The sequence below is a fragment of the Agrobacterium larrymoorei genome, from assembly GCF_030819275.1.
Lineage (GTDB): Bacteria > Pseudomonadota > Alphaproteobacteria > Rhizobiales > Rhizobiaceae > Agrobacterium > Agrobacterium larrymoorei_B.
Genome location: NZ_JAUTBL010000001.1, coordinates 1,469,889 through 1,493,854, shown reverse-complemented (window position 1 = coordinate 1,493,854; position 23,966 = coordinate 1,469,889). Strand labels below are relative to the sequence as shown.

Sequence of the window (23,966 nt, the reverse complement as noted above, 5' to 3'; positions counted from 1 at the left end):
GAACTGTAAGACGCGTCACCGGAGTACCAAATGGCTGCCAAAATCCGTTATCATGAGGGCGATATTTCTGCGAGCGATGCCGCCCGCTATACGGGTGCTATCGCTGTCGATACGGAAACGCTGGGTCTGGTGCCGCGTCGCGATCGCCTCTGCGTCGTCCAGCTCTCCCCTGGCGATGGTACGGCCGACGTGGTGCGCATTGCCGCGGGTCAGAAGGAAGCGCCAAACCTCGTCGCCATGCTGGAAGATCCAAGCCGCGAGAAAATATTCCATTACGGCCGCTTCGATATCGCCGTGCTGTTCCACACCTTCGGCGTGACGACAACTCCGGTCTTCTGCACCAAGATCGCTTCGAGACTCTGCCGCACCTATACGGATCGGCACGGACTAAAGGACAATCTGAAAGAGATGCTGGAGATCGACATCTCCAAGGCACAGCAGTCCTCCGACTGGGCAGCCGAAACGCTCTCCCCGGCGCAGCTCGAATATGCCGCATCCGATGTTCTTCACCTGCATGCCCTGCGCGATAAGCTGACCTACCGGCTGATCCGTGACGGCCGCTATGACCACGCAACCGCCTGCTTCGCCTTCCTGCCCACGCGCGCAAAGCTCGATCTTCTCGGCTGGGACGATACCGACATCTTCGCCCACAGTTGAGGATCACTCGTATCGACAGTGAGTGCTTTGATTAGGACGCACTTATGGTTAGCGGTCGATTAATAATTTGCGGTCATGATTGCTCTCATGATTCCTCCGTTCCCTTCGATAGACGGGCTCCGGACATCATCCCCTGGTGGTGCGGATGACGAGCACAGGCTCGAGCGCATCCCTGAGCATCAAAGCTGCGACGCGATGACAGCGGATCAACGCGCTTCGGACCGAAGGAAGAGCGCGCCATGTTGCCGCCCGTCAGTGCCGTCACAGCAGGAGAGCTTTCCTCGCAGACTGCGGGGCAGAAGCAGGATTCGGTCAGTTCACCGGTCAGTCAGCGAACCGCCCCGCAGGCCATCTCGGATACCTCGCCCAACTCCCCGGTCGTCGCCGCACGCGCTGTCTCAGGTGAAGCCGAGCTTCATCGCACTGGGACTGTGCTGACAGAGGTGCTGGGCTCGCTTCTGGGAATGGAGCGTTTGGAAGGGGGAGATGCAGAAGCCTATGTGACCCGTCTTACCTCGGCGCTTCAATCTCTCCCATTGGCGCAGAAAGCTGCACTGGAACAGCAACTCGGAAAGTTGCTGAAGGGCATGACGATTGCACTCATGCTGGACATTCTGAAAAACAACGCGGGACCCAACGCCGCAAGGCTGGCCGTGATGCTGGAGCTTGCACGTGTCGGGCAATCGAAAGATGGCGTGAAGGTGACACTGCCGCCCTATCTTCAGGATCTCCTGCCGGACAGCCCTGCCCTTACTCTTCTGCCGAGCAAGGCACCACCACCCGCCTTTCAGGTCTCCCGAGCGCCGCTCACAGCGGACCAAAGCGTCTCTCCACCAGGCAAACCTTTGCCCACCACTCCGGCGCCGACAGGGGAGCTCATCGACGATACGTCCTCTCCGGCGTCCACCGCGGCTCAAACCTCAACAGAGGCGTCAGCAAGAATGACGGCGCAGACACCGCTCCGTCCCCAAGATACCACGCCAGCCACAGCCTCCATTCCCGCAGCCCCTGGTGCACCCCAAGCTTCGCCGCCCGCAACCCAAGCGCAGGCCGCTTTGTCCAGCAACACCGGATCATCCATCGCTCCTCTATCAAACGCAGAGCTACCGATGATGATGTCAAATGATGCAATGGATGACGCTGCTCTTGCTCCGTTCTCGAAAGCGGATGCGTCAACGATTGCGGCGCAGCTTCATGGTGCGAGCCCACAGGAGATGGAAAAACTGCTATTGGCAGCCCTCTTGGGTAGAGTGCCTGAGCGTGCCGATCCGCTCGCGGGCACATTGTCCGCTCTGCCAGTCCCACCGCACGAAGAAGCCTCCGATGCCGAGGCCACAAAAAAGCAGCAGGCCACAACATCCGGTCAGACGCAGGACGATTCCGCCGGGTCACCAAATGAAGAGACGCCAAACGGGATTGTGCGCCCGGAAGCGCAAGCAGCCGCACGCGCCTTGGCCGCTGCCGACGGAAAGACCATTGTCTTCGAGCAAGCGGCGCTTCAATCCGCCGTCGCCTCGCTGGCGATAAAGCCGGGCACACCGCTCCCGTTCGTCAACTATCCGATTGAAGAGCAGAGACGTGATGAGGATGCACCGCCGCGCGGTCGCTGGCCCTCCTCTGACGGGGGAAGCGAAGGCGAAGCTGGCGAAGAGGCCGGGCATGGCCAGGCCGACCAGAACGATGCGAGCCGTGACAATCCAGACGATCTATCCGGCCAGGAAGAGCGTGTGGCCGCCAATGATGAGCCGGTCGATCATTCGGTCTCGGATGGCGCGCGAGAAGATGGCCGAGTGGGCGACGCCGAATCCTACTATCTGCGCATGGGCAACTTCGCCTGATCTGCTGGCAGGCATTGCATTGATCGTGCCTTGTCCTCTCGCCTGAAAGAACCGCAACAAAAAACCCGCCGGATCGCTCCAGCGGGTTCTTTTAAGCTTTAGAGGCTGACGATTACTCGCCGCGGTTCTTCAGAGCCGCGCCAAGGATATCGCCGAGCGAAGCGCCGGAGTCGGACGAACCGAACTGAGCGACGGCTTCCTTCTCTTCTGCGATTTCCAGAGCCTTGATCGAAAGCATGACCTTGCGATCCTTCTTGGAGAAGTTGACGACGCGGGCGTCGAGAACCTGACCAACCGAGAAACGCTCAGGACGCTGATCGTCACGATCGCGTGCCAGGTCGTTGCGGCGGATGAAGGAAGTGATGTCTTCGTGGTTGACGAGCTTCACTTCGATGCCGCCTTCGTTGACGCCGATGACTTCAGCGGAAACGACAGCGTTCTTGCGCAGTTCGCCAGACGTTGCAGCTTCGCCGACGGAATCCTTGCCGAGCTGCTTGATACCGAGAGAGATACGCTCCTTCTCGACGTCAACGTCCAGAACGACAGCCTTGACGACGTCGCCCTTGTTGAACTCTTCGATGACCTGCTCGCCCGGACGGTTCCAGTCGAGATCCGACAGGTGAACCATGCCGTCGACATCGCCTTCGAGGCCAATGAACAGGCCGAATTCGGTCTTGTTCTTGACTTCGCCTTCAACTTCAGTGCCGGCCGGATGGCTGTAGGCAAATGCCTGCCATGGGTTTTCCAGCGTCTGCTTGAGGCCGAGCGAGATACGGCGCTTGGACGGATCGACTTCGAGAACGACAACGTCGACTTCCTGGCTCGTGGACAGGATCTTGCCGGGATGTACGTTCTTCTTGGTCCAGGACATTTCGGAAATGTGGATCAGGCCTTCGATGCCCGGCTCCAGCTCGACGAATGCACCGTAGTCGGTGATGTTCGTGACCGTACCGGAGATCTTCTTGCCAACCGGGTACTTGGCGGAGATGCCATCCCACGGATCGGACTCGAGCTGCTTCATGCCGAGCGAGATACGGTGGGTTTCCTGGTTGATGCGGATGATCTGAACCTTGACCTGCTGGCCAATGTTGAGGATTTCCGAAGGATGGTTGACGCGGCGCCATGCCATGTCGGTGACGTGCAGCAGGCCGTCGATGCCGCCGAGGTCAACGAACGCACCGTAATCGGTGATGTTCTTGACGACGCCGTCAACAACCTGACCTTCTTCGAGGTTCTGAACGATTTCAGAACGCTGCTCGGCACGGGACTCTTCGAGAACCGTACGACGCGAAACGACGATGTTGCCGCGACGCTTGTCCATCTTGAGGATTTCGAAGGGCTGCGGGTTGTGCATCAGAGGCGTGACGTCGCGGATCGGACGGATGTCGACCTGCGAACGCGGAAGGAAGGCAACAGCGCCGTCGAGATCGACCGTGAAGCCGCCCTTGACCTGGTTGAAGATAACGCCTTCAACGCGCTCGCCAGCTTCGAACTTGGCTTCGAGCTTGACCCAGCTCTCTTCGCGGCGAGCCTTCTCGCGCGACAGAACGGCTTCGCCCAGAGCGTTTTCGATGCGCTCGACATAAACTTCGACTTCGTCGCCGACTTTCAGCGTGCCGTCCTTGGACTTGGCACCGAATTCCTTGAGCGGAACGCGGCCTTCGACCTTGAGGCCAACGTCAACGATCGCGACATCCTTTTCGATGGCCGTTACGATGCCCTTGGCAACGTAGCCTTCGGCCAGATCGTTGGAAGCAAAGGACTCTTCGAGCAGGGCTGCGAAATCGTCGCGCGTGGGGGTAGCTACAGACATTAAATCTCCTGAAGTGTCCATCTATTCAAGGACACACAAGCGCCGGGGGTTTGCGTTGATCATTCCCGAAATCCATGCCCGCCTTGTCGTGCAAGGCTTTCCGGCGCAGGGCATGCTTTCGGGATAGTCCAGAACGGAAATCGGACCTGCCGGTTCCCGTGCAATTCTCATTTCTTCATCGCGGCATCGATAATGACTTTTGCCGCTTGAAACGCCGCCTCTATACTCATTTCCGACGTATCAAGCAAGTGCGCGTCTTCGGCTGGTTTCAAAGGACTATCAGTCCTGCCCATATCCCGCTCGTCACGCTTCTTCACATCTGCGAAAATCGCTTCGTAATCGGCAGTACCGCCGCCCTCGACAATCTCGTCATAACGCCGTCTCGCGCGGATCTCCGGCGAGGCCGTGACGTAAAGCTTCACCGGTGCCTCCGGGCAAACGACGGTGCCGATATCGCGCCCATCCAGAACCGTGCCGGGCTCGCGCATCGAAAAGGCGCGCTGCGCCGTTACCAGAGCGCGCCGCACGGCAGGCATCACCGCGATCTTCGAGGCCGCCTCACCCACCTCATGTCGCGAAAGAACCGAGCGATCCAGTCCGGCGAGATCCAGATGAAGCGCGGTCGCTTCCGCAATCGCCTCATCATCCAGGGTCTTGCCCGCATCAAGAAGTGCCTTGGCGGTGGCGCGATAGGTCAGGCCGGTATCGAGGTGATGAAAGCCGTAAACCTCGGCGATCTTGCGCGAAAGCGTACCCTTGCCTGCGGCCGCCGGGCCATCGATGGCGATAATAAAAGTCATGGGGATAAAATCTCGAATGGACGTTTGCCTCGGCTGCGGGCTTTATCATAAAGAATGCGGGTATTCACCCCGCGAGCGGCGGAAAACTTCCACCCCCGCAATCCCATGCAGTTTATCTTTGACAGGCAAGACCGCAGGGATTAAGGGGACCGGCTATAAATTTACCGTCTACTGCCGAATTCACGGCGTTAAGACCGAACTCATTCAAAAATTCGAGGCTTTGACAGTGGCAAAAGCGGAACTTGGAACCAAGCGCACCGACCCGGATACCGGCAAGAAATTCTACGACCTGAACCGCGATCCCGTGGTCTCCCCTTATACCGGCAAGTCCTGGCCGCTTTCCTTCTTCGAGGAAACGACGGCGCAGGCCAAGATGGAACAGGCCGAAGAAGAGGACGTGCAGGAAGTCGATACCGAAAGCACGGACGTCGAACTCGTTTCGCTGGAAGACGCCGATGGCGACAACACCAACGACGAAGTTCCTGATGATATCGGCGATGACGATGTCGAACTGGACGATGACGACGACACCTTCCTCGAAGCCGACGAAGATGACGATGACGACGACATGACCGGCATCATCGGCGTCGGTGGTGACGACGAAGAGTCCTGATTTTTCAAAGTTTTTTCGCCCGGCCACAAAAAAATGTCGCCGGGCGAATTTTTCGGCTTGCCATCTTCATTCATGAGAAGTATCAAGCCGCCACCGAACGGAAACAACCGCTTCGGTTCCCGGAACCGGATCAAACATACCGGAACCCTTATGGGGCTATAGCTCAGCTGGGAGAGCGCTTGCATGGCATGCAAGAGGTCAGCGGTTCGATCCCGCTTAGCTCCACCAAATTTTCCAGCACTTGATAAAATCTCACCAGAATCAACGGTTTCGGCTCGGTCTGCATTTCACTCAGAGGACCGTTGCGATTTCTCTTGCTATTCCCCCGCAAACAGCGACTACTTCCTCTTCTGAAGAGGAGATTCCCATGGCTAAGGGTCAAGTGAGAAGCAACAAGGAAATCCGCAAACCGAAGAAGGACAAGGCACCACCGCCTGCTGCTCCTACTTTGGGCGCAAAGGCCGTAGAGGCCAGCAAGCAGAAGAAGCCGCAGTAATTCTCTGCTTCTCCATATACGGCGCGGGTTTCAAAGGACTTTCGAGACCCGCTAGCCGGCTGGAGCATCTAAAGCTGACATCGAATGGAAACCACCGCTTCGCTGCCGGACCCAAGACGCTTTAAACTCTATCGGGCTTGAAGGCGGGAGACCATGCTTAAAGGCAGAATGAGAGGACGGCTGGGATTCGTCTGCATAGTTCTCCTCTGCGCAGCGATAGTCTTCGTGATTAACTTGCTCGACACGGTAAGCTTGCTTCCAAACGGGAAGCGAGCGCAGGGAACATATTCAGAAAGCACGCCTGCTGCGCAATCTGAGTTGGACGAAAGACTCCGTATAGCGCGAGAGGAGGCGCGTAGGCCGCCGACGAAGCCCTTCAGGCTGTAGAGGGCAAGGCCGCCCCGCAAAAAGGCCGCAGGGGAACGGCCGTAAGCGAGTCATGAAAAACAAGTGGTGTGCCTGGATTAGTCCGTAAGTCGCGTGGACCATGTCTGGCGTTCAGGATATGGACGCTGTCACGATATCTTACAGGTGCCGAACCTTACTCCTCGTCCCCATCATCCCCCGAAAGATGATTACGCGTTGACTGCTTCACCTGTCCCACATGCGTGATCAGACCCGAAATCACGATGGGATCGACATCAGCCATCATGTCTTTCAGCCAGCCGTCATGGGCCTTTGCCATGGCGTCGAAGGTGGTGCGGCCCTTGTCGGTGAGATAGGCGACGATGACGCGGCGGTCGTCGGGGAGGCGTTCGCGGATGACGAGGCCATCGGCTTCCAGGCGCTCGACCAGGCCGGTGATATTGCCGTTGGTGACCATGGTTCGCTTGGAGAGTTCGCCAAGCCGCAGGCCGTCGGTTTCGCGGTAGAGCTGCGAAAGGAGATCGAACTGCGGCAGCGTGGCGCCGAATTCGCGGCGCAGGCGGCGGCGGATTTCCTGGGAGATGAGTTTGGTCGTGGACAGCAGACGCAGCCACAGGCGCAACTCCTGCTTCTTGCCATCTTGTGTACCGCTGATGATCGCTTCTAGATCGATAGCCGACATAACCCATCCCTTGTCTTGAAATGTGCCGTGATCTCTGAAGTTCGGATCACGCCCTTCAAGTTTCTTGTTTTAACGCATGTCAAAACGGCAAAACCCTTGCCTGATTTTCACGCGCCATGCTCTTATTAGTAGTCTCAAACACCATTCGCCGCGCAGGGTCAACATTCTCAAAGCTTCAAGCAATGTTTCCGGCGCGGCAGGCGGGCGTTTGCCCCGGCTTGAGGGTTCTCAAGTTGGCCTCGATCCTTGATCGTCACTGCCGCTGAAATATGCATACACAGATTTGAAAATATCTCGAGAGCTGCGAGACTTCATCTCGTGCGATCCGCAACCACTGCTATGTCCTTCATAGCGCTTGATCTGAGTGCGAAGCACAGCCATTCGAGCTCTATCCGAAAAACAATTTAAGCTTAAACAAAATTCTTGCATATCCATATTTTTGGTCATAGGTTTTTCCCATTATCGCATCTGCTTCTTCCAGCAGCGCTGACGAAGCAGGAACAGACGGTTCAAAATAAGGGGAACTTGAATGACCGACGCTTCGACGATTGCAGGGCTTGCCAGCGGGTTGCTTTCCGGCAAGGTGAAGGTGGTGGACCTGACCGCGCCGCTTGGGCCGGACACGCCGGTTCTTTACCTGCCGCCACAGTTTGGCAAGAACACGCCCAACGTCAAAGTCCACACCATTTCCGCCTATGATCAGGACGGTCCGTTCTGGGCCTGGAACTGGCTGGAGCTTGGCGAACATACCGGCACCCATTTCGATGCGCCGTGCCACTGGATTACCGGCAAGGACAATGCCGAAAACACGACCGACACCATTCCGCCGCAGAACTTCGTCGCGCCGGTCAACGTCATCGACCGCTCAAAGGAAGCGGCTGAAAACCCGGATTATCTGCTGACTGTCGAAAGCATTCAGGAATGGGAAGCCCAGCATGGCGCAATCGAGCCCGGCACCTGGGTGCTGCTGCGAACCGACTGGTACAAGCGCAACGGCTCGACGGAAACCTTCCTGAACGCCGATGAGAACGGCCCGCATTCCCCAGGCCCAACCGCCGAAGCTATCGAATATCTACTCTCCAAAGGCATCATCGGCTGGGGTCAGGAAACCATCGGCACGGATGCAGGCTCCGCTGGCGGCATGAACCCGCCCTTCCCTGCTCATAATCTGATGCACAAGGCCAACAAATACGGTCTTGCCAGCCTCTGCCATCTCGATCAGCTGCCACCCAAAGGCGCGATCCTGATTGCGGCACCGCTGAAGCTGGTCAAGGGAACCGGTTCACCGGTACGGGCGCTGGCGCTCGTCGTCTAAACCAGCCTGTCACGGCTTTATCTGGCGGTCGGAGACGTGGCTCACGCCTCCGTATCGCCCCATCATGAAGATGCGCTTCGCTTCTCCCGGAGTTTCCCATGGCTGATCCTGATTACATCATCGTCGGAAGCGGCATCAATGCGTTGGTGGCTGCGGCTCTCCTCGGTAAGAAAGGCAAACGCGTCTTGCTGCTCGAGAGAAACGATCGCATCGGCGGCTGCCTTCGGACCGAAGAGATCACTCTTCCAGGCTTCAGTCACGATGTCATGGCGACGACCATGGTTCTGTTCCTCACCTCACCGGCCTTTGCCGCTCTCGGCAAGGATCTGGAGGCGAGAGGGTTGGAATTCTGCCATACGGCAACGCCGACCGGTGTGCTGCGACCAGATGGCACCCATGCCATCCTCTCCATGGATCGCGCCCGCAACATCACCCATTTTGACGCGATCGCCGAGGGAGACGGCAAGGCATTCGACCGGGAGATGGCACGCTTCGGCGGCAATGCCGGTTTCGTCTTCGGCCTGCTCGGCGGCAATCTCTGGTCCACGGCAACTGCCAAGCTGCTCGGTCGCGAGGTGTGGAAACGTGGCCTGAAGGGGCTGACCGCGTTTTTCGGCGAGGCCTTGGCGCCCGCACGCGGCTACTTGGAGACCACCTATCGCTCGGAAGAACTGCGCGGGCTGTTCGCCCCCTGGGCGCTGCATTGCGGCCTCGGGCCGGAAAGCGCCTATTCTGCCGAGATGACCCGCGTCATCGGCTTTGCCATTGAGGCGGCCGGTTGCCCCATCGTCAAAGGTGGGGCGGATAATCTGCTCATAGCCTTCGAGCGGCTGATCACAGATCAGGGTGGCAGCATCATGCGCAACGCCGATGTGAACCGGATCGATGTCAATTCCTCAGGCAAGGCAGCCGGCGTCACGCTTGCCGATGGGAAACAATTGCGGGCAGCCCAGGGCGTCATTGCATCGGTCACACCACACCAGCTTTACGAGCGCCTGCTCAGCGCGTCGTCTACCAGCCTGCCGCAGCCGGTGCAGGAAGGACTTGCCAGCTATCGATATGGCAAAGGCAATATGCAGATCCATTATGCGCTGCAGGCAGCGCCCCGCTGGCGCGCCGGGGAAGAACTGAGCAAGGTGGCGCTGTTGCATCTCACACCCGGTCTCGACGGCGTGTCCTGCTCCGCCAACGAGGCCGAACGTGGGCTTCTGCCTGCAGAGCCGACGGTCTGCGTCGGTCAGCCGACATCGCTCGATCCCAGCCGCGCGCCGGATGGCGCCGCCATTTTATGGCTGCAAGTGCCGGATACGCCGCGTCACATCAAGGGCGATGCGGCGAGTGAATTGGCCTGCCCCGCTGACGGACGCTGGACGGAGCCGCTGCGAGAGGCCTTTGCCGACCGCATCGAGGCGATGCTGCGCGCGCAGATCGAGAATTTCGACGAGATCGTGCTGAAGCGTCGGGCGTATGCCCCATCAGACCTGGAAGCGATGAACATGAACCTCGTTGGTGGCGATCCTTATGGCGGTTTCTGCGGTCTCGACCAATTCTTTCTCTGGCGTCCGTTCAAAAGCTCGGTTAACCACAAGACCCATGTTGCGGGGCTCTATCATATCGGAGCGTCCACGCATCCAGGCCCGGGTCTTGCAGGTGGCTCCGGTTTCCTGCTCGCCTCGTCTTTGCGTTGATAAAGGGATCAAAGCTCATGGATAACGGCTTTTCCGTCGAGTTCCTCGGAAATCCCGACGACCAGACCAAACGCATTCCCAGCCTCGGCGAGATCGGGCTCAACAATTTTGCGCCCTATATCATGAACCGCATCATGGCGCGGTGGAATGCGAACCTCGCCGAAGATCTGAAGGCGCGCGACGTCACCACCGTGAAGATGCGCGCGCTGGCCGTGCTCAACGTCTCCTCGTCGCTCACCATCAACGAACTCTCGGTCTTTGCCGTCACCGAGCAATCCACCATGAGCCGCACGCTGGATTCACTTGAGGAACAAGGTCTCGTGCGCCGTGTTCCGCGTGCCGACGACATGCGGGTGCGCGACGTGACGATCACCGATGAAGGCCGCGCCGTGTTCGAGGATGTCTGGCCGATCATGTACAACGACATGTGCCGGATGTTCAAAGACATCGACGACGAGGAATATCGCGCCTTCGTGACGACCCTGCACAAGATCCTGCGCAATATCCGTCGTCACGATATCTGAAGTTTCCTTCACAGGATCGGGTAGAGACCTCTTTCCCTGGTTGTCTGCACTGAACCCTAAGCCGCTATCGGTGTTTAATCGACACCGCTAACTTGGTTGAGGATGAGCAGATGAAGATAGACCACTTTACCCTGGCAGCAAGCGACTGGGTTCCCAATCATCCAACCTTGCCCGTTCTCCTCTATAGCCAGATCCGGGCCGATATGGACTCATCGGCTTTTGAGGAGATGTTTGACGACAATGGCTGGACCGGTATCTGGCGAAACGGGGTCTTCGCCTATCATCACTATCATAGCGGTGCACATGAAGTGCTGGGTGTGGGACGGGGCCAGGCAAAGCTGCAGATCGGCGGACCGGAGGGAAAGATACTGGATGTGAGCCAGGGCGACTGCCTGCTTCTGCCTGCGGGAACGGGCCATAAGCGGGTGGAAAGCTCAGGCGATTTTCAGGTGGTTGGCGCTTATCCTGCCGGGCAGAAGGCAGACATTCAGCGCGATGCGCCGAGCAATGAGATGCTGGCGCTGATCAAATCTCTTCCTATTCCCGAAACCGATCCGGTCCTGAAAACATCCGGCGGCTTGGTCGAACTCTGGCGTTAGGCGACAACAACGGGCACCGGTGGTGAGGCCTCTGTCTTGAAATGACGAGGCCTCACCGCTTTTTACATTATGAAAGCAGCGGCACCAGTGCGCTGACGCTCTGCTTCGCGTCACCGTAAAACATCCGGGTATTCTCCTTGAAGAACAGCGGGTTCTCGATGCCGGAATAGCCTGTGCCCTGGCCGCGCTTGGAGACGAAGACCTGCTTTGCCTTCCACACTTCCAGCACTGGCATGCCGGCGATCGGGGAGTTCGGGTCCTCCTGTGCCGCAGGGTTGACGATGTCGTTGGAGCCGATGACGATGACGACATCGGTGCTGGGGAAATCATCGTTGATCTCGTCCATTTCCAGGACGATATCGTAAGGCACCTTGGCTTCTGCCAGAAGCACGTTCATATGGCCGGGCAGACGGCCTGCCACCGGATGGATGGCGAAACGCACGGTCTTGCCGGCTGCGCGCAGCTTTCGCGTCAGTTCCGAGACCGCGGCCTGGGCCTGCGCCACCGCCATGCCATAGCCCGGCACGATGACGACGCTGTCGGCTTCGTTGAGAGCTGCAGCAACGCCTTCGGCATCGATCGCCACCTGTTCGCCGCTGATTTCCATTGCCGGGCCGGCCGTGCCGCCAAAGCCGCCGAGGATGACAGAAATGAAGGAGCGGTTCATCGCCTTGCACATGATGTAGGAGAGGATCGCACCCGACGAGCCAACCAGCGCGCCGGTGACGATCAACAGATCATTGCCCAGCGTAAAACCAATCGCCGCGGCCGCCCAGCCGGAATAGCTGTTGAGCATCGAGACCACCACCGGCATATCGGCGCCGCCAATGCCCATGATCAGGTGATAGCCGATGAAGAAGGCCAGCAGCGTCATCAGCACCAGCGTCCATGCGCCTGCACCATTGCAATACAGGATGAGCAAAAGGATCGAGAGTGCTGCGGCCCCGGCATTCAGCAGGTGGCCGCCCGGAAGCTTCTTTGCCTTGCCATCAACCTTGCCGGCCAGCTTGCCGAAGGCGACGACCGAGCCGGTAAAGGTCACGGCACCGATGAAGACGCCGAAAAATACCTCGACCTTCATGATTGCCAGTTCCACCGGCGTCTTGTGCACCAGAAGTGCGGCGAACCCGGTCAGCGCCGAGCGCGCCGCCTCATCGAGAGAAGCGACATGCGCTTCTTCGATATGGGCGTTGAAGCCGATGAAGACGGCTGCGAGGCCGACGAAGGAATGCAGGGCTGCCACGAGCTGCGGCATTTCCGTCATCTGCACGCGGCTTGCCACGAAATGGCCGAGAACCGCCCCGCCTGCCAGCATCACCAGCACGATGAACCAATGACCGACATCCGGCCCGAAAACCGTAGCGACGATGGCGAGTGCCATGCCTGTGATGCCGTACCAAACGGCGCGCTTGGCGCTTTCCTGACCGGAGAGACCACCGAGCGACAGGATGAAAAGAACCGCTGCGGCAACATAGGCCGCCGAAACAATACCAAGTGTCATGATTATCCCCTCCCCCGACTCAAGACTTCTGGAACATGGCAAGCATGCGCCGTGTCACGAGGAAGCCACCCACGATGTTGATCGTCGCGATCAGGACCGAGAGTGCCGCCAGAATGACGACGAGCCAGTTGCTTGAACCGATCTGCAGCAGCGCTCCCAGGATGACGATGCCCGATACGGCATTTGTCACGGCCATCAGTGGCGTGTGGAGAGAGTGGCTGACATTCCAGATAACCTGGAAGCCGATGAAGCAAGCCAGAACGAAAACGATGAAGTGGCTCATGAAGCTCGCAGGCGCGTAAGTGCCGACGAGAAGAAGCAGTGCCGTGCCCACAGCCAGAAGAGCGACCTGATTTTTGGTCTGCGTCTTGAACAGCTTGATTTCCTGCGCTCGCCTTTCCGCAGGCGTCAGTTCCTTGGCTTTCTCCTTCGGCTTTTGCGCCGCAATAGCCTGGATCTTGGGTGGCGGTGGCGGATAGGTAATCACGCCCTTGTAGGCAACCGTCGCACCACGAATGACATCGTCTTCCATATTGTGCACGACCTGCCCATCCTTGCCCGGCGTCAGATCGGCCATCATGTGGCGGATGTTGGTGGCATAGAGCGTGGAGGCCTGGGCCGCCATGCGGCTCGGGAAATCCGTATAGCCGATGACGATCACGCCATTGTCCGAAACGATGCGCTGATCCGGAACGGTCAGATCGCAATTGCCGCCGCGTTCCGCGGCAAGATCGACGATGACGGAGCCCGGCTTCATCGCCGCGACCATATCGGCGAGCCACAGCTTCGGTGCATCGCGACCCGGGATCAGCGCCGTGGTGATGACGATGTCGATCTGCGGCGCAAGCTCGCGGAATTTCTCCAGTTGCTTTTCACGGAATTCCGGCGACGACGGAGCGGCATAGCCGCCGGTCGCAGCGCCGTCCTGCTGTTCGGCAAAATCGAGATAGACGAATTCGGCGCCCATGGATTCGATCTGCTCTGCCACTTCCGGGCGCACATCGAAGGCATAGGTGATCGCGCCAAGCGATGTGGCAGTGCCAATGGCCGCAAGACCGGCAACGCCCGCACCGATGATCAGAACCTTGGCAGGCGGCACCTTACCGGCAGCGGTCACCTGGCCTGTAAAGAAGCGGCCGAAATTATTACCCGCCTCGATCACGGCACGGTAGCCGGCAATGTTTGCCATGGAAGACAAAGCATCCATCTTCTGGGCGCGGGAAATGCGCGGCACCATATCCATGGCGATGACGGCGGCACCCTTGTCCTTTGCCTGCTGCAGAAGAGCCTGGTTCTGCGCCGGGTAGAAGAAGGAAATCAGCGTCTTGTCTGGCGAAAGCCGATCGATCTCGGAGGCTTCCGGTGGACGGACTTTGGCGATGATATCGGAACCGCTGTAAAGCGCATCCGCGCTCTCCACCACTGTTACGCCCGCTGCCCGATAGGCTTCGTCGGAGAAACCGGCAGATTTGCCAGCCCCGGTTTCGATGAGGCATTCATAGCCCAATTTCTGCAAGGCCTGAGCGCTCTCCGGCGTCATCGCAACGCGCGCTTCGCTCTCATAGATTTCCTTCGGTGCACCTAGTCTCAAAAGTCCCTCCCTTAAACTCGAAACACTGCAATAACGTCGCTTCATATCGACCACGGCATCGGTCCGAAAATCCGAGTCGATTTTCGGACAGCACGACGCGTAGGGTCTAAATACAAAACACCCTTCGTATGCCCCAACGGACTTACGACGCTCTCGTCGATGACGGTATTAACACAGTCGCGAGTGCCGCCAAGGCCGCTACAGCCGCAAATATGTAAAAGTTCCACTCCGGCGCAAGATTCGTACTGGCTATCAAGCCGCCGAGCAGCGGGCCTGTCAGCGCGCCGATACGGGAGAAACTGAGCGCAAAACCCGTACCCGCCGAACGGATTGTAGGATCAAGCCGTTGCGCCAGAAACCCGGTGAGAATGAGCGAAGCTGAGACCGTGCCGAAACCGGCGATGGCGACGAAGACATAGTTCAGAAGAATGGAACTCTTGAAGGTGAGTGCGGCGATGCCGATGGCGCCAACCAGATAGGAGAGCGCAACCGTGCGCTTGATCCCGAACCTGTCGGCCCATGTGCCGAGCACGATACCACCAATGGCCGAGGACAGGCTGAAGACCGCGAGGAACAGCAGGCTGTCGCCCAGATCGTAGCCATTCTTGCGCATGATCTGCGGCAGCCACTGCGCAAGACCGTAAACGAGAAGAAGACCGAGAAACAGACCGACCCAGAAGCATATTGTCTCGAACGCCTTGTCGCGGGCGAAGATGGTTTTCAAAACAGCCGACCAGCCCGGACCTTTTGCATTTTTCTGGACGGTCTTCGGAACGGCAACACCCATGCGCTTGGCCGTTTCAGCCGCTTCCTTTTGCTTGCCGCGCAGGACAAGGCTTTCAATCGATTCCGGCAGCAGGAAATAGAAAACCGGCACGACGAGAAGTGGTGCGGCACCAAAAAGCACGATCAACCGCCATCCATACTCTGCCAGAAAGCCCCGGCTGAAAAGCGCTGCCGCGAGGATGCCGAGCGAGTAGCCGGAATACATCAGGCCGTAATTGAAGCTTTTGCGGCTTTTCGGCGAGTACTCCACGGTAAGCGCCGCTGCGACGGGAATGATGCCGCCAAGGCCAAGGCCGGCGACGAAGCGGCTGACCGCAAACCAGAACGGGGTCGGCGCCAGAGAGGTCAGGATCATGCAGGCGGCAAACAGGCTGAGGCAACCCATGAAGAGCGGCTTTCGGCCATAAATTTCGCTGAACGTTCCAATGACGATGCCGCCAATCAGCATACCGATCACGGTATAGCTTCCCATCGCGCCCAGTTCGAGCGGCGTCAGTTTCCAGGCGGGGTCCGTCGCCAGGGCTGGCAGAATAGCGCCAAGAACGCCGACATCATAGCCTTCGGCGAAGATAGCGAACCAGCAGAGCGCCACCACCAAGAGGCTTTTGTGCGATGAGATTTCAGCAGGTTTTGCTACAGCATGAGACGGTAATTCGATTGACTGCGTCATGACAAAGTTCCCCCTTGTGTGCGAGACTGAGCCCCGCACATTCGACACGAAGTGAAATGGTGAGATGAGGACGGTCCTCCCCGTTCAGGGCGCCGCCGTTCTTATCGTTGTGATCTCGCAGCCGACATTTAGAGCGTCGCCACGGTCTTCAATGCACCATCCAGCGCGATCCCCTGCTCATCCAGAAGTGCCGCCTGACGCAAACGGCGCATCCAGGCAGCGCCATCCTCACGATCTCGCAACAGGGGCAGCGCCGACATCACGCGATCGAATTTGGACAGGCCACGCGAATGCGTATCCGAGTAACCCTTCACCAGACGGCGGTTACCAAGGACCTCCACAGCGAGATCGTAATTGGCGGCCAAGACCTCTTCAGCTTTCCTTACCCAGGCATCGCGATGGGCAACTTCGATATGGTGGCGCAGACTGCCCCGGCGGAAGCGCCGCAGGGCGGATGTAACGTAAAGTCCGAGAAACCAGAAAAGGGTACCGGTTTTCACCCGCCTGCCCTTATCGATCCGGCGGTTCAGAAAGGCGAACAGCTTTGGACTGTTCTCGATCCACTGACCGAGCCCGCGTGGAAGCGTACCGCAGACTTCCTCCATGCGCGGATGCATGTATTCCGTCGTATAGAGCAATTGATCGCCCTTGACGCCGACTTCCTTGCGTACACGTTCGAAGCGGGCCGAGCGCGTTTTCAGGTCCGCGACGCGAATGACATCGTCATAGGACATGGCGACAGCCAGATATTTTGCGGACTGAAGCGTGAAGGCATAGTCCTTTCCCGCCCCGCCATTCGCAGCATCGGCCTTGTGGAGCGAGGCAACGAGGCTCAGATACTCATCCGCGTAGGCCGGATCCTGAAACTCCGTCAGCTTCTTCACACCGGCATAGAGCATGGAATGCGCATTTCTCGGAAACTCCGTGCGAATGCGGCCAATGAGTTTATCCAGTGCGGGATGCCCAACGGAAGCGGGTAGCTCTTCCAGCTTCTTGGCGGGCGTGGCGGAAAGCTTGTCATTCTCGCCCTTGGTTGCCCGCTCGTAAGCGGCGTTGAAGGCGCGAAGGCTGGCCTCGATCCCCTTGCCGCCCGATTTGATCGTTGCTTCAAAGACATCCTTGGAGAAGGGCAGCGCTTTAGAGGCCGCCAGCGCACCGAAAAGTGCAGAGGACACCACGCTTCCATTCTTGACCGCGAGCGTATCCATGTCGAAAGCAATCGTCTTCTTGGCGGCGAAATCGGTCGCATCGACCACGACGGTTGGATTGCCGATGCCATCGCCCGGCTTTTCCTTTTCACCAACCGCATAAGAGCGATGAGTGGAAGCGATCAGCAGCGTCTTGTCCGGCGTGACGAGGCCGCGAATGACCGAGCGGCCGGCCTCCATCAATTCCGCGGCGATGACGATATCGACATCGCCGGGTGTCGGCATCAGTGAGAGGATCGGCTTTTCACCCTCGCGTGCTTTCAGCAGTTCGAGATAATAGATGGTTGCGCCCGTGCGCTGGGCGACACCGGGGACAGACGTCGTCTGGGCAACCCAGCCCTGGCCTTCGGCTAGCGATATGATCCAGTCCGCCAGAACGCCGCCGCCCTGGCCACCCATGGCAAGGATGGCAATCGAAAGGGGCTTGTCAGCAGAAAGGACGGACGAAAACTGTGATTGCAAGCTATCCATGATCATCTCTCCTCCTTAGGCCGGAAACAGAACGCGCGACGCGTTCCTGCGCTTTTGCAGCCATTGAATGACCGCGGAGCGCAAGCGATAGAGAAACCTGTCGGTCTTCGTCGGATTGTGGATCACGTCGGCCCGATAGAAGGACGGGCAGAGAACGGCGGCTTCCGAGACTTCACCGCAATTGCCGCAACCGACGCAGGAGTTATCGATCGCCGCGACCGGATCGTCCTTCAGCGGATCGTCCGTGTGCTTGACCGAAAGCGACGGACAACCGGACAGGCGGATGCAGGCGTGATCGCCGGTGCAGACATCCTCATCCACGCCGAAGCGTTCCTTCACCATACGCTTGCCGTCCTTGACCGCCTTGGCGAATTGCGGCTTCACGCGGCGCTGCTTGTTCAGCATGCATTCCGAGGAAGCGACAATGATCTTTGGACCCTTCTCGTCGGTCGTCAGCGCTTCTTTCAATGTGTCGCGCATCTTCGCCACGTCATATGTGCGGTCGATCTGCTTGACCCAGGTCGCGCCGATGCCCTTCACCGCCTTGACGATCGAATTATTGGTCTTGCGGTTGGGATTGTCGGCGCGTGACGACAGGACATCCTGCCCGCCAGTGGCGGAGGCATAGTAATTATCGACGATGATCGTCACGCCATCCTGCTTGTTGAAGACGGCGTTACCGACGGAAGTTGCAAGACCATTGTGCCAGAAGCCGCCATCGCCCATGACCGCAATCGAACGCTTGTCGGCCTCCACATTGAAGGCGGAGGCAGAGGCCGGACCAAGGCCGTAGCCCATCGTGGTGCCACCAATGTTGAAGGGCGGCAGGATGGAAAAGAGATGACAGCCGATATCGGCAGACACGTGATGGGGGCCCAGTTCCTTTTCGACCAGTTTCATCGCAGCGAAGATAGGCCGCTCGGGACAGCCGGTGCAGAAACCAGCCGGACGCGCGGGTACGACTTCGGCCAGCGCCTTCACCTTCGGGTCGCTCAACACGGCGGAAGGATCTGGAACCGGCCGTCGGTTGCCGAGAAGCTGCGGCGCATTGACCTCCAGAAAACCGCTCAGACCCTTGATCAGCACCGGCGTCGTATACTCGCCACCCATGGGCAGCAGATCCTTGCCGGACACTTTCGTCTGGATGTCGCGGCGGCGCATCAATGTGTGGAGCGCCTGCTCGATATATTCCGGCGCGCCCTCTTCCACCATCAGCACCGCCTTCTTGCCGGCGGCAAACGCGATGATTTCGTCGTCGATCAACGGGTAGGAAACATTCATGACGTAGAGCGGAATGCGGCTGTTGCCATAGACATCGGCAAGACCCAGATGCTGAAGCGCCCGCATGGTGCTGTTGTAAAGGCCACCCTGGAGGATGAGACCAACCTCGCCTTTGGAGGGACCGAAGAATTCGTTCAACCTGTTGGTCTTCACAAACTCGACTGCCGCTGGCCAACGACGCTCCAGCTTGTCTTTTTCATGCTGGAAGGACGCAGGCGGCAGAACGATGCGATTAAGATCGCGCACCGGATTTTCGAGTGCCTGTTTCAGCGTGTAGGCCGGGCGCTTGTTGTCCTTGGCAACGAACTGGCCGTGAACATGACAGCTACGGATGCCAACCTGCAGCATGACCGGCGTGCTGGAGGCTTCGGAAAGCTCGAAGCCTTTTTCGACCGCATCGACGATCGAGGTCAAATTTGGACGCGGTGTCAAAAGCCACATCTGCGATTTCATCGCAAAGGCATGGCTGCGCTCCTGCATGATCGAGGAGCCTTCGCCGTAATCCTCACCAATGATGACGAGAGCGCCACCTGTCACGCCACCAGATGAGAGGTTTGACAGCGCGTCCGAGGCGACATTGGTTCCGGCTGTCGACTTCCATGTCACGGCGCCACGGACAGGATACATGACGGATGCGGAGAGCATGGCGGCGGCGGCCGCCTCAGAAGCGGAGGATTCGAAGTGAACGCCCAGTTCCTCCATCACATCCTTGGCGTCTGCCAGAACATCCATGAGATGGGAGATTGGCGATCCCTGATAGCCGCCGACATAGGAAACGCCGGATTGCAGCAGCGCTTTGGTAATGGCGAGAATCCCCTCGCCGCTGAAGATTTCGCCTTCACCGAGCTTGAGATCTTCGACCTCACGCGCAAATGACCGTTCGGCCATGGTGGTTCCCCTTATGACTATTGCGCCTTTATATGCAAAATCATATTTCCACTTTTTGGCAGATGTCAACAGAGAAAGATTTAAACCTAAAATAACTACCAAACCTCGTTATTTGGCGCGCAAACTGCGTATTTTTGCATGAGAACGGACGAAACTCTTTATGCAGATGCACATTTATTGCGCAAAAAATCGACAAGACGCAACTTTCCAACCCCATAGCCTAAGGCCACTCATCAGAGCGCCTTAGTTTATTTAGGCTTGAAGTATTTTGACTCGATCTGGCAGCGCGGATGAGACTTGCTCCGCTGCCGTTACAATGTGCTTCGTCATGAAGAGATCTTTGATCGACCACAGGGATCCGCGTGACGGACCACGTCAGGACCAGCCCCTGCTCCGTCGCAACGTTTGCGAAGGCGTTTCGCCATATCGTTCCCGATAGGCAATGGCGGCACGTCCGAGATGGCCGAGACCGGAGGCAAAGACGGCATCGGCAACACTGATATCGGCGGATGGCCTCAACAGGCTTTGCCGCAGAAGCTCAAGCCGGGCATCCTGCACCGCCTCCATCAATGTCTGCCCTTTGGCTTTGCGATAGCTGTCCTGAAGGGTGCGCAGAGGAACGCCGGCTGCCTCCGCAATATCGGCTGCTGTGATCGAGCGCTCGGCATTCGTCCTGATATAGTCTTCGGCCCGTTGAACCGGCACAGGCCCAGCGCCTTGGTTCGACCGTTGAAGAAGGCCACTGCCGTTGTGGCGCAACCCGCTCAACAGCAGATTGACAAGCCCGTCCCGGAGCATAATCCGATAGGCCTCGGGAAAATGGCCGAGGTTCTTTGCGGCACCCGACATCAGCATGCTGTGCTGAAATATCCCCTGACCGACACCGCCGGTCAAATCGATAGCTGGTTCGAACTCGATGCGGGCGCATCGCTCATGCGCCAGAGTCTCGAAGTGGCTTTCGACGAGATCGCGCTCCAAGAGCACGATCAATTTTTCGCATCCCTCCGCCCAGCGCATGCGGGTAAAGAGCGTTGGCGACAAGAGTGTTGCAGTGCGCCCCTCTGCAACCTGGGTTTCCTTGTCTCCGCACCGAACAACGGCACTGCCCCTGACTGGAAGCTGCAAAAGAAAGAAGCGCGAAAGTTCACCAGGATCGATCTCGACCGCTGATCCATAGGACACGACATTGATAGAGTGACCCGGTTCCTCGACCACATCGTGAACCGCGTGAAAATCGCTCTTCCACGTTCCTTCGGCCAGCAGAAAATGCGGGCAGAAGATCCGCCCGATCGCTTCTCGCGCCTCGTCCACGTCGTGGGTGTCCACCACAGGACGGGTTTCTGGCTGCCGCTTGCCGATATCGATCATCAGTCACTCGCCGGAATGACAAAAGTGAAGTTTCAGACCGCCTGTTGCCGAAACTGGATAAATCCCTGCGCAATCTGGATTGCCGATTGGACCTCTTCGCCGGAACATCATCGAAAGTTTAAACATAAAACGAATGCGAAATCCATTCGCAAAGGGAACAAAAACATGAGCAGCGAGGAATTCCGCGCCGGCATGCGTAAGCTGACCGGTGGTGTCACCATCATCACCTCCATGGATGCAGAGGGTAACCGCTGTGGGCTCACCGCCACTGCCGTCTGTTCGCTATCGACCGAGCCCCCTTCGCTTCTGGCCTGCGTCAATCGCTCGAGTTCGGTTGCCGCCGTGGTGGAAGCAAGCGGCGTCTTCGCCGTCAACGTTCTGTCCCTCGATCAGCAGCCAGTGGCGGAAGTCTTTGCCGGACGGGCGGGCCTCGTGCGTGAGGAACGCTTTGCTGCGGGCGAGTGGATTAAAGGGATCATGACCGGCGCTCCGGTTCTGTCCCAGACCTGCGTGTCCTTCGAATGCGAGATTGCCGAGGTCAAGGAATTCGGCACGCATCTGATCCTGATCGGCACCGTCGCCAAAACGCATTGCGCACCGGAAGACGACAATCCGCTGATCTACGGCAACGGCGCGTTTTTGACGGCAGCGGCTCCGCCGCAGGCCGCGGCCTGACATTCACACACCCTTTCTGCTGACACTTGCAAGGAGACGACCATGCGCGGACTTCAAGGGAAAACTGCGATCATTTCCGGCGGCGCAACACTGATTGGCGAAGGCATTGCCAAGGTGCTTTCCGGCTATGGGCTATCAGTGGTGATTGCCGACATCAACGAAGGGGCAGGCCAAGCCGCGGCGGAGCGCGCAGGCGAGAAGGTCCACTTCATCCGCACCGACATTACCAGCGATGCCGATATCGGCGCGCTTGTCGAGAAGACCGTGGAAGCCACCGGACGCCTAGACTTCCTCGTCAATGTCGCCTGCACCTATCTGGACAACGGCGTCGAGACCACCCGCGCCGACTGGCTGAAGGCATTCGATATCAACGTCGTCGGCTCGATTGCGCTGATGCAGGCCGCCCACAAGCACCTTGCCAAGAACAAGGGCGCCATCGTCAATTTCGGCTCCATCTCGTCGCGCGTCGCGCAAACGGGGCGTTGGGTCTATCCGGTCTCCAAGGCCGCGATCCTTCAATTGACCCGCAACCAGGCGATGGACTTGGCCCCAGACGGTATTCGCGTCAACGCCGTGTCTCCCGGCTGGACCTGGAGCAATGTGATGGTCGAGCTGACAAAGAACACTCGTGAAAAGGCCGATCATGTCGCCAAGGATTTCCATCTGCTGGGACGCACCGGCAGCCCGGAAGAAGTGGCGGAAGCGGTAGCCTTCCTCCTCTCCGACAATGCGAGCTTCATTACCGGCACCGATATTCGCGTCGATGGTGGCTACACCGCCATGGGACCGGAACGCAACGAAGCGGCGATACCGCGCCTCATGGATTGAGCCGCGTTGAGATCAATAAAAGGGAACATCACAGCGGAACTTGAGAAAACAGGGAGAATGGAAATGACGAAGAAGCGCAGTTTCACCATTGTCGGCGGCGGCCAGTCCGGCCTGCAACTCGCCTGCGGCCTGCTGGATGCAGGGCACGCGGTCCATATCGTGCAAAACAGAACGGCCGAAGAGATCGCCGCCGGTCGGGTACTGTCCAGCCAGTGCATGTTTGATCAAGCCTTGCAGAACGAGCGCGAACTCGGTCTGAACTTCTGGGGCGACAGCTGCCCCACCGTCGACTCGATCAATTTCGTCGTTCCCGCCCCGGATGGTGGCAAGGCCATCGAGTGGAATGGAGAGCTCGACAGCAAGGCCCAGAGCGTCGACCAGCGCGTCAAGATTCCCCGTTGGCTGACCGAATTCGAGCATCGCGGCGGTCAACTGACCATTCATGATGCCGGGATCGACGATCTCGAAACCTACGCGAAGGAAAGCGATCTGGTGATCGTCGCGGCCGGCAAGGGGGATATTGCCAAGATGTTCGAGCGCGATCCACAACGCTCTCCCTATGACAAGCCGCAGCGCGCGCTGGCGCTAACCTATGTGAAGGGCATGGCACCGCGCCCCGGCCATTCGGCCGTCAATTTTAACCTCATTCCCGGTGTCGGCGAATACTTTACTTTCCCGGCACTGACGACCACCGGCCCGTGCGACATCATGGTATTCGAAGGCATTCCCGGCGGCCCGATGGATTGCTGGAAGGATGTAAACTCTCCAGACGCGCACCTCGAAAAGTCGAAGTGGATTCTCGATACCTTCCTGCCATGGGAAGCGGAGCGATGCGCCAATGTCTCTCTGACGGATGACAATGGCCGTCTGGCAGGAGCCTTCGCGCCTACGGTACGAAAGCCGATCGGCAAGCTGCCATCGGGTGCAACGGTTCTCGGTCTGGCGGATGCCGTCTGCCTCAACGACCCGATCACCGGCCAAGGCTCCAACAACGCATCGAAAGCCGCCAAATACTATATGGACGCCATCTTGGCCCATGGCGACAGGCCATTCGACGACGCCTTCAAACAGGCGACCTTCGAAGCCTATTGGAACTACGCGCAATATGTCGTCGGCTGGACCAATGCGCTGCTCGCACCTCCGCCGCCGCATGTGCTCAACATCATGGGCTCGGCTCAGGCCTTCCCCGCGCTGGCAAAGCGCATCGCCAACGGCTTCAACGATCCGCGCGACTTCTTCCCCTGGTTCGCCGTGCCAGAAGAGGCCGATGCCTATCTGACGAGGCTTGCGGCTTAACGCTTTTCACGA

General features: G+C 58.5%; 20 protein-coding genes and 1 tRNA gene. 12 read left to right on the top strand and 9 right to left on the bottom strand.

The genetic code is table 11. The features are described 5' to 3' along the window. Positions 1-30 precede the first annotated feature (30 nt). Both QE408_RS06845 and QE408_RS06840 read left to right on the top strand, forming a co-directional pair. Positions 31-657 carry a ribonuclease D gene (locus QE408_RS06845; RefSeq protein ID WP_306929621.1) on the top strand — a complete coding sequence of 209 codons (627 nt, stop codon included), beginning with the start codon at positions 31-33 and terminating at the stop codon, positions 655-657. A gap of 239 nt (positions 658-896) precedes the next feature. Continuing rightward, a complete protein-coding gene (locus QE408_RS06840; RefSeq protein ID WP_306929620.1) occupies positions 897-2,495 on the top strand; it encodes a hypothetical protein in 1,599 nt (532 codons plus the stop codon). A gap of 112 nt (positions 2,496-2,607) precedes the next feature. On the opposite strand, the gene rpsA is transcribed toward QE408_RS06840, so the two are convergent. Both rpsA and cmk read right to left on the bottom strand, forming a co-directional pair. Continuing rightward, positions 2,608-4,308: a 30S ribosomal protein S1 gene (rpsA, locus tag QE408_RS06835; RefSeq protein WP_062427705.1), complete on the bottom strand. Its 1,701-nt coding sequence runs from the start codon at positions 4,306-4,308 to the stop codon at positions 2,608-2,610. A 167-nt stretch (positions 4,309-4,475) separates the two neighbouring features. After that, positions 4,476-5,108, bottom strand: a complete 633-nt coding sequence (gene cmk, locus QE408_RS06830; RefSeq protein ID WP_306929612.1) for a (d)CMP kinase — start codon at positions 5,106-5,108, stop codon at positions 4,476-4,478. Positions 5,109-5,334: 226 nt separating this feature from the next. On the opposite strand from cmk, the gene QE408_RS06825 reads away from it, so the two are divergent. The 3 genes from QE408_RS06825 (at position 5,335) to QE408_RS06815 (ending at position 6,217) form a co-directional block, all read left to right on the top strand. Continuing rightward, the gene (locus QE408_RS06825; RefSeq protein ID WP_306930240.1) at positions 5,335-5,721 is read left to right on the top strand and encodes a TIGR02300 family protein; all 387 of its coding nucleotides are present in this window, start codon (positions 5,335-5,337) and stop codon (positions 5,719-5,721) included. 152 nt (positions 5,722-5,873) lie between these two features. Beyond that, positions 5,874-5,949, top strand: a tRNA-Ala gene (locus QE408_RS06820). Positions 5,950-6,088: 139 nt separating this feature from the next. Continuing rightward, positions 6,089-6,217: a hypothetical protein gene (locus QE408_RS06815; RefSeq protein WP_306929610.1), complete on the top strand. Its 129-nt coding sequence runs from the start codon at positions 6,089-6,091 to the stop codon at positions 6,215-6,217. A gap of 541 nt (positions 6,218-6,758) precedes the next feature. Here the strand turns inward: QE408_RS06815 and QE408_RS06810 are convergent. Continuing rightward, positions 6,759-7,265, bottom strand: a complete 507-nt coding sequence (locus QE408_RS06810; RefSeq protein ID WP_306929608.1) for a MarR family winged helix-turn-helix transcriptional regulator — start codon at positions 7,263-7,265, stop codon at positions 6,759-6,761. Positions 7,266-7,794: 529 nt separating this feature from the next. On the opposite strand from QE408_RS06810, the gene QE408_RS06805 reads away from it, so the two are divergent. From QE408_RS06805 to QE408_RS06790, 4 genes are all read left to right on the top strand, one after another. Next, complete coding sequence (locus tag QE408_RS06805) at positions 7,795-8,580, top strand: cyclase family protein (RefSeq protein WP_306929607.1); 786 nt, start codon at positions 7,795-7,797, stop codon at positions 8,578-8,580. A gap of 98 nt (positions 8,581-8,678) precedes the next feature. Next, on the top strand, positions 8,679-10,268 hold the full coding sequence (locus tag QE408_RS06800; RefSeq protein ID WP_306929606.1) for a phytoene desaturase family protein: 1,590 nt from the start codon (positions 8,679-8,681) through the stop codon (positions 10,266-10,268). A 17-nt stretch (positions 10,269-10,285) separates the two neighbouring features. Further along, entirely contained in the window at positions 10,286-10,792 is a 507-nt protein-coding gene (locus QE408_RS06795; RefSeq protein WP_306929605.1) for a MarR family winged helix-turn-helix transcriptional regulator, read from the top strand. Between the two features lie 110 nt (positions 10,793-10,902). Then, entirely contained in the window at positions 10,903-11,391 is a 489-nt protein-coding gene (locus QE408_RS06790; RefSeq protein ID WP_306929604.1) for a cupin, read from the top strand. A 67-nt stretch (positions 11,392-11,458) separates the two neighbouring features. On the opposite strand, the gene QE408_RS06785 is transcribed toward QE408_RS06790, so the two are convergent. The 6 genes from QE408_RS06785 to QE408_RS06760 all read right to left on the bottom strand — a co-directional run bounded on the left by QE408_RS06785 (position 11,459) and on the right by QE408_RS06760 (position 21,155). After that, a complete protein-coding gene (locus tag QE408_RS06785) occupies positions 11,459-12,892 on the bottom strand; it encodes an NAD(P)(+) transhydrogenase (Re/Si-specific) subunit beta (protein ID WP_306929601.1) in 1,434 nt (477 codons plus the stop codon). Positions 12,893-12,911: 19 nt separating this feature from the next. Continuing rightward, a complete protein-coding gene (locus QE408_RS06780; RefSeq protein ID WP_306929600.1) occupies positions 12,912-14,483 on the bottom strand; it encodes a Re/Si-specific NAD(P)(+) transhydrogenase subunit alpha in 1,572 nt (523 codons plus the stop codon). Positions 14,484-14,625: 142 nt separating this feature from the next. Further along, positions 14,626-15,939 (bottom strand): MFS transporter, encoded by a 1,314-nt coding sequence (locus tag QE408_RS06775; protein ID WP_306929598.1) that lies wholly within the window; start codon positions 15,937-15,939, stop codon positions 14,626-14,628. A 128-nt stretch (positions 15,940-16,067) separates the two neighbouring features. Then, entirely contained in the window at positions 16,068-17,618 is a 1,551-nt protein-coding gene (locus tag QE408_RS06770; protein ID WP_306929596.1) for an indolepyruvate oxidoreductase subunit beta family protein, read from the bottom strand. Between the two features lie 15 nt (positions 17,619-17,633). After that, the gene (locus tag QE408_RS06765) at positions 17,634-19,787 is read right to left on the bottom strand and encodes an indolepyruvate ferredoxin oxidoreductase subunit alpha (RefSeq protein ID WP_306929595.1); all 2,154 of its coding nucleotides are present in this window, start codon (positions 19,785-19,787) and stop codon (positions 17,634-17,636) included. Between the two features lie 375 nt (positions 19,788-20,162). After that, positions 20,163-21,155, bottom strand: coding sequence for an AraC family transcriptional regulator (locus tag QE408_RS06760; protein WP_306929593.1), 993 nt, complete (start codon positions 21,153-21,155; stop codon positions 20,163-20,165). A 165-nt stretch (positions 21,156-21,320) separates the two neighbouring features. Here QE408_RS06760 and QE408_RS06755 point away from each other — a divergent pair, with 165 nt between their 5' ends. From QE408_RS06755 to QE408_RS06745, 3 genes are all read left to right on the top strand, one after another. Beyond that, positions 21,321-21,830 carry a flavin reductase family protein gene (locus QE408_RS06755; protein ID WP_306929592.1) on the top strand — a complete coding sequence of 170 codons (510 nt, stop codon included), beginning with the start codon at positions 21,321-21,323 and terminating at the stop codon, positions 21,828-21,830. A gap of 42 nt (positions 21,831-21,872) precedes the next feature. Beyond that, a complete protein-coding gene (locus QE408_RS06750; protein ID WP_306929591.1) occupies positions 21,873-22,658 on the top strand; it encodes an SDR family oxidoreductase in 786 nt (261 codons plus the stop codon). Positions 22,659-22,721: 63 nt separating this feature from the next. Next, positions 22,722-23,954 (top strand): styrene monooxygenase/indole monooxygenase family protein, encoded by a 1,233-nt coding sequence (locus QE408_RS06745; protein WP_306929589.1) that lies wholly within the window; start codon positions 22,722-22,724, stop codon positions 23,952-23,954. Positions 23,955-23,966: the final 12 nt, after the last annotated feature.

What these genes read in the sequence shown, in the direction of transcription:
- QE408_RS06845 (WP_306929621.1), top strand. Translation starts at nt 31, where the DNA reads ATGGCTGCCAAAATCCGTTATCATGAGGGCGATATTTCTGCGAGCGAT.
- QE408_RS06840 (WP_306929620.1), top strand. Translation starts at nt 897, where the DNA reads ATGTTGCCGCCCGTCAGTGCCGTCACAGCAGGAGAGCTTTCCTCGCAG.
- rpsA (WP_062427705.1), bottom strand. Translation starts at nt 4,308, where the DNA reads ATGTCTGTAGCTACCCCCACGCGCGACGATTTCGCAGCCCTGCTCGAA.
- cmk (WP_306929612.1), bottom strand. Translation starts at nt 5,108, where the DNA reads ATGACTTTTATTATCGCCATCGATGGCCCGGCGGCCGCAGGCAAGGGT.
- QE408_RS06815 (WP_306929610.1), top strand. Translation starts at nt 6,089, where the DNA reads ATGGCTAAGGGTCAAGTGAGAAGCAACAAGGAAATCCGCAAACCGAAG.
- QE408_RS06810 (WP_306929608.1), bottom strand. Translation starts at nt 7,265, where the DNA reads ATGTCGGCTATCGATCTAGAAGCGATCATCAGCGGTACACAAGATGGC.
- QE408_RS06805 (WP_306929607.1), top strand. Translation starts at nt 7,795, where the DNA reads ATGACCGACGCTTCGACGATTGCAGGGCTTGCCAGCGGGTTGCTTTCC.
- QE408_RS06800 (WP_306929606.1), top strand. Translation starts at nt 8,679, where the DNA reads ATGGCTGATCCTGATTACATCATCGTCGGAAGCGGCATCAATGCGTTG.
- QE408_RS06795 (WP_306929605.1), top strand. Translation starts at nt 10,286, where the DNA reads ATGGATAACGGCTTTTCCGTCGAGTTCCTCGGAAATCCCGACGACCAG.
- QE408_RS06790 (WP_306929604.1), top strand. Translation starts at nt 10,903, where the DNA reads ATGAAGATAGACCACTTTACCCTGGCAGCAAGCGACTGGGTTCCCAAT.
- QE408_RS06785 (WP_306929601.1), bottom strand. Translation starts at nt 12,892, where the DNA reads ATGACACTTGGTATTGTTTCGGCGGCCTATGTTGCCGCAGCGGTTCTT.
- QE408_RS06775 (WP_306929598.1), bottom strand. Translation starts at nt 15,939, where the DNA reads ATGACGCAGTCAATCGAATTACCGTCTCATGCTGTAGCAAAACCTGCT.
- QE408_RS06770 (WP_306929596.1), bottom strand. Translation starts at nt 17,618, where the DNA reads ATGGATAGCTTGCAATCACAGTTTTCGTCCGTCCTTTCTGCTGACAAG.
- QE408_RS06765 (WP_306929595.1), bottom strand. Translation starts at nt 19,787, where the DNA reads ATGGCCGAACGGTCATTTGCGCGTGAGGTCGAAGATCTCAAGCTCGGT.
- QE408_RS06760 (WP_306929593.1), bottom strand. Translation starts at nt 21,155, where the DNA reads ATGATCGATATCGGCAAGCGGCAGCCAGAAACCCGTCCTGTGGTGGAC.
- QE408_RS06755 (WP_306929592.1), top strand. Translation starts at nt 21,321, where the DNA reads ATGAGCAGCGAGGAATTCCGCGCCGGCATGCGTAAGCTGACCGGTGGT.
- QE408_RS06750 (WP_306929591.1), top strand. Translation starts at nt 21,873, where the DNA reads ATGCGCGGACTTCAAGGGAAAACTGCGATCATTTCCGGCGGCGCAACA.
- QE408_RS06745 (WP_306929589.1), top strand. Translation starts at nt 22,722, where the DNA reads ATGACGAAGAAGCGCAGTTTCACCATTGTCGGCGGCGGCCAGTCCGGC.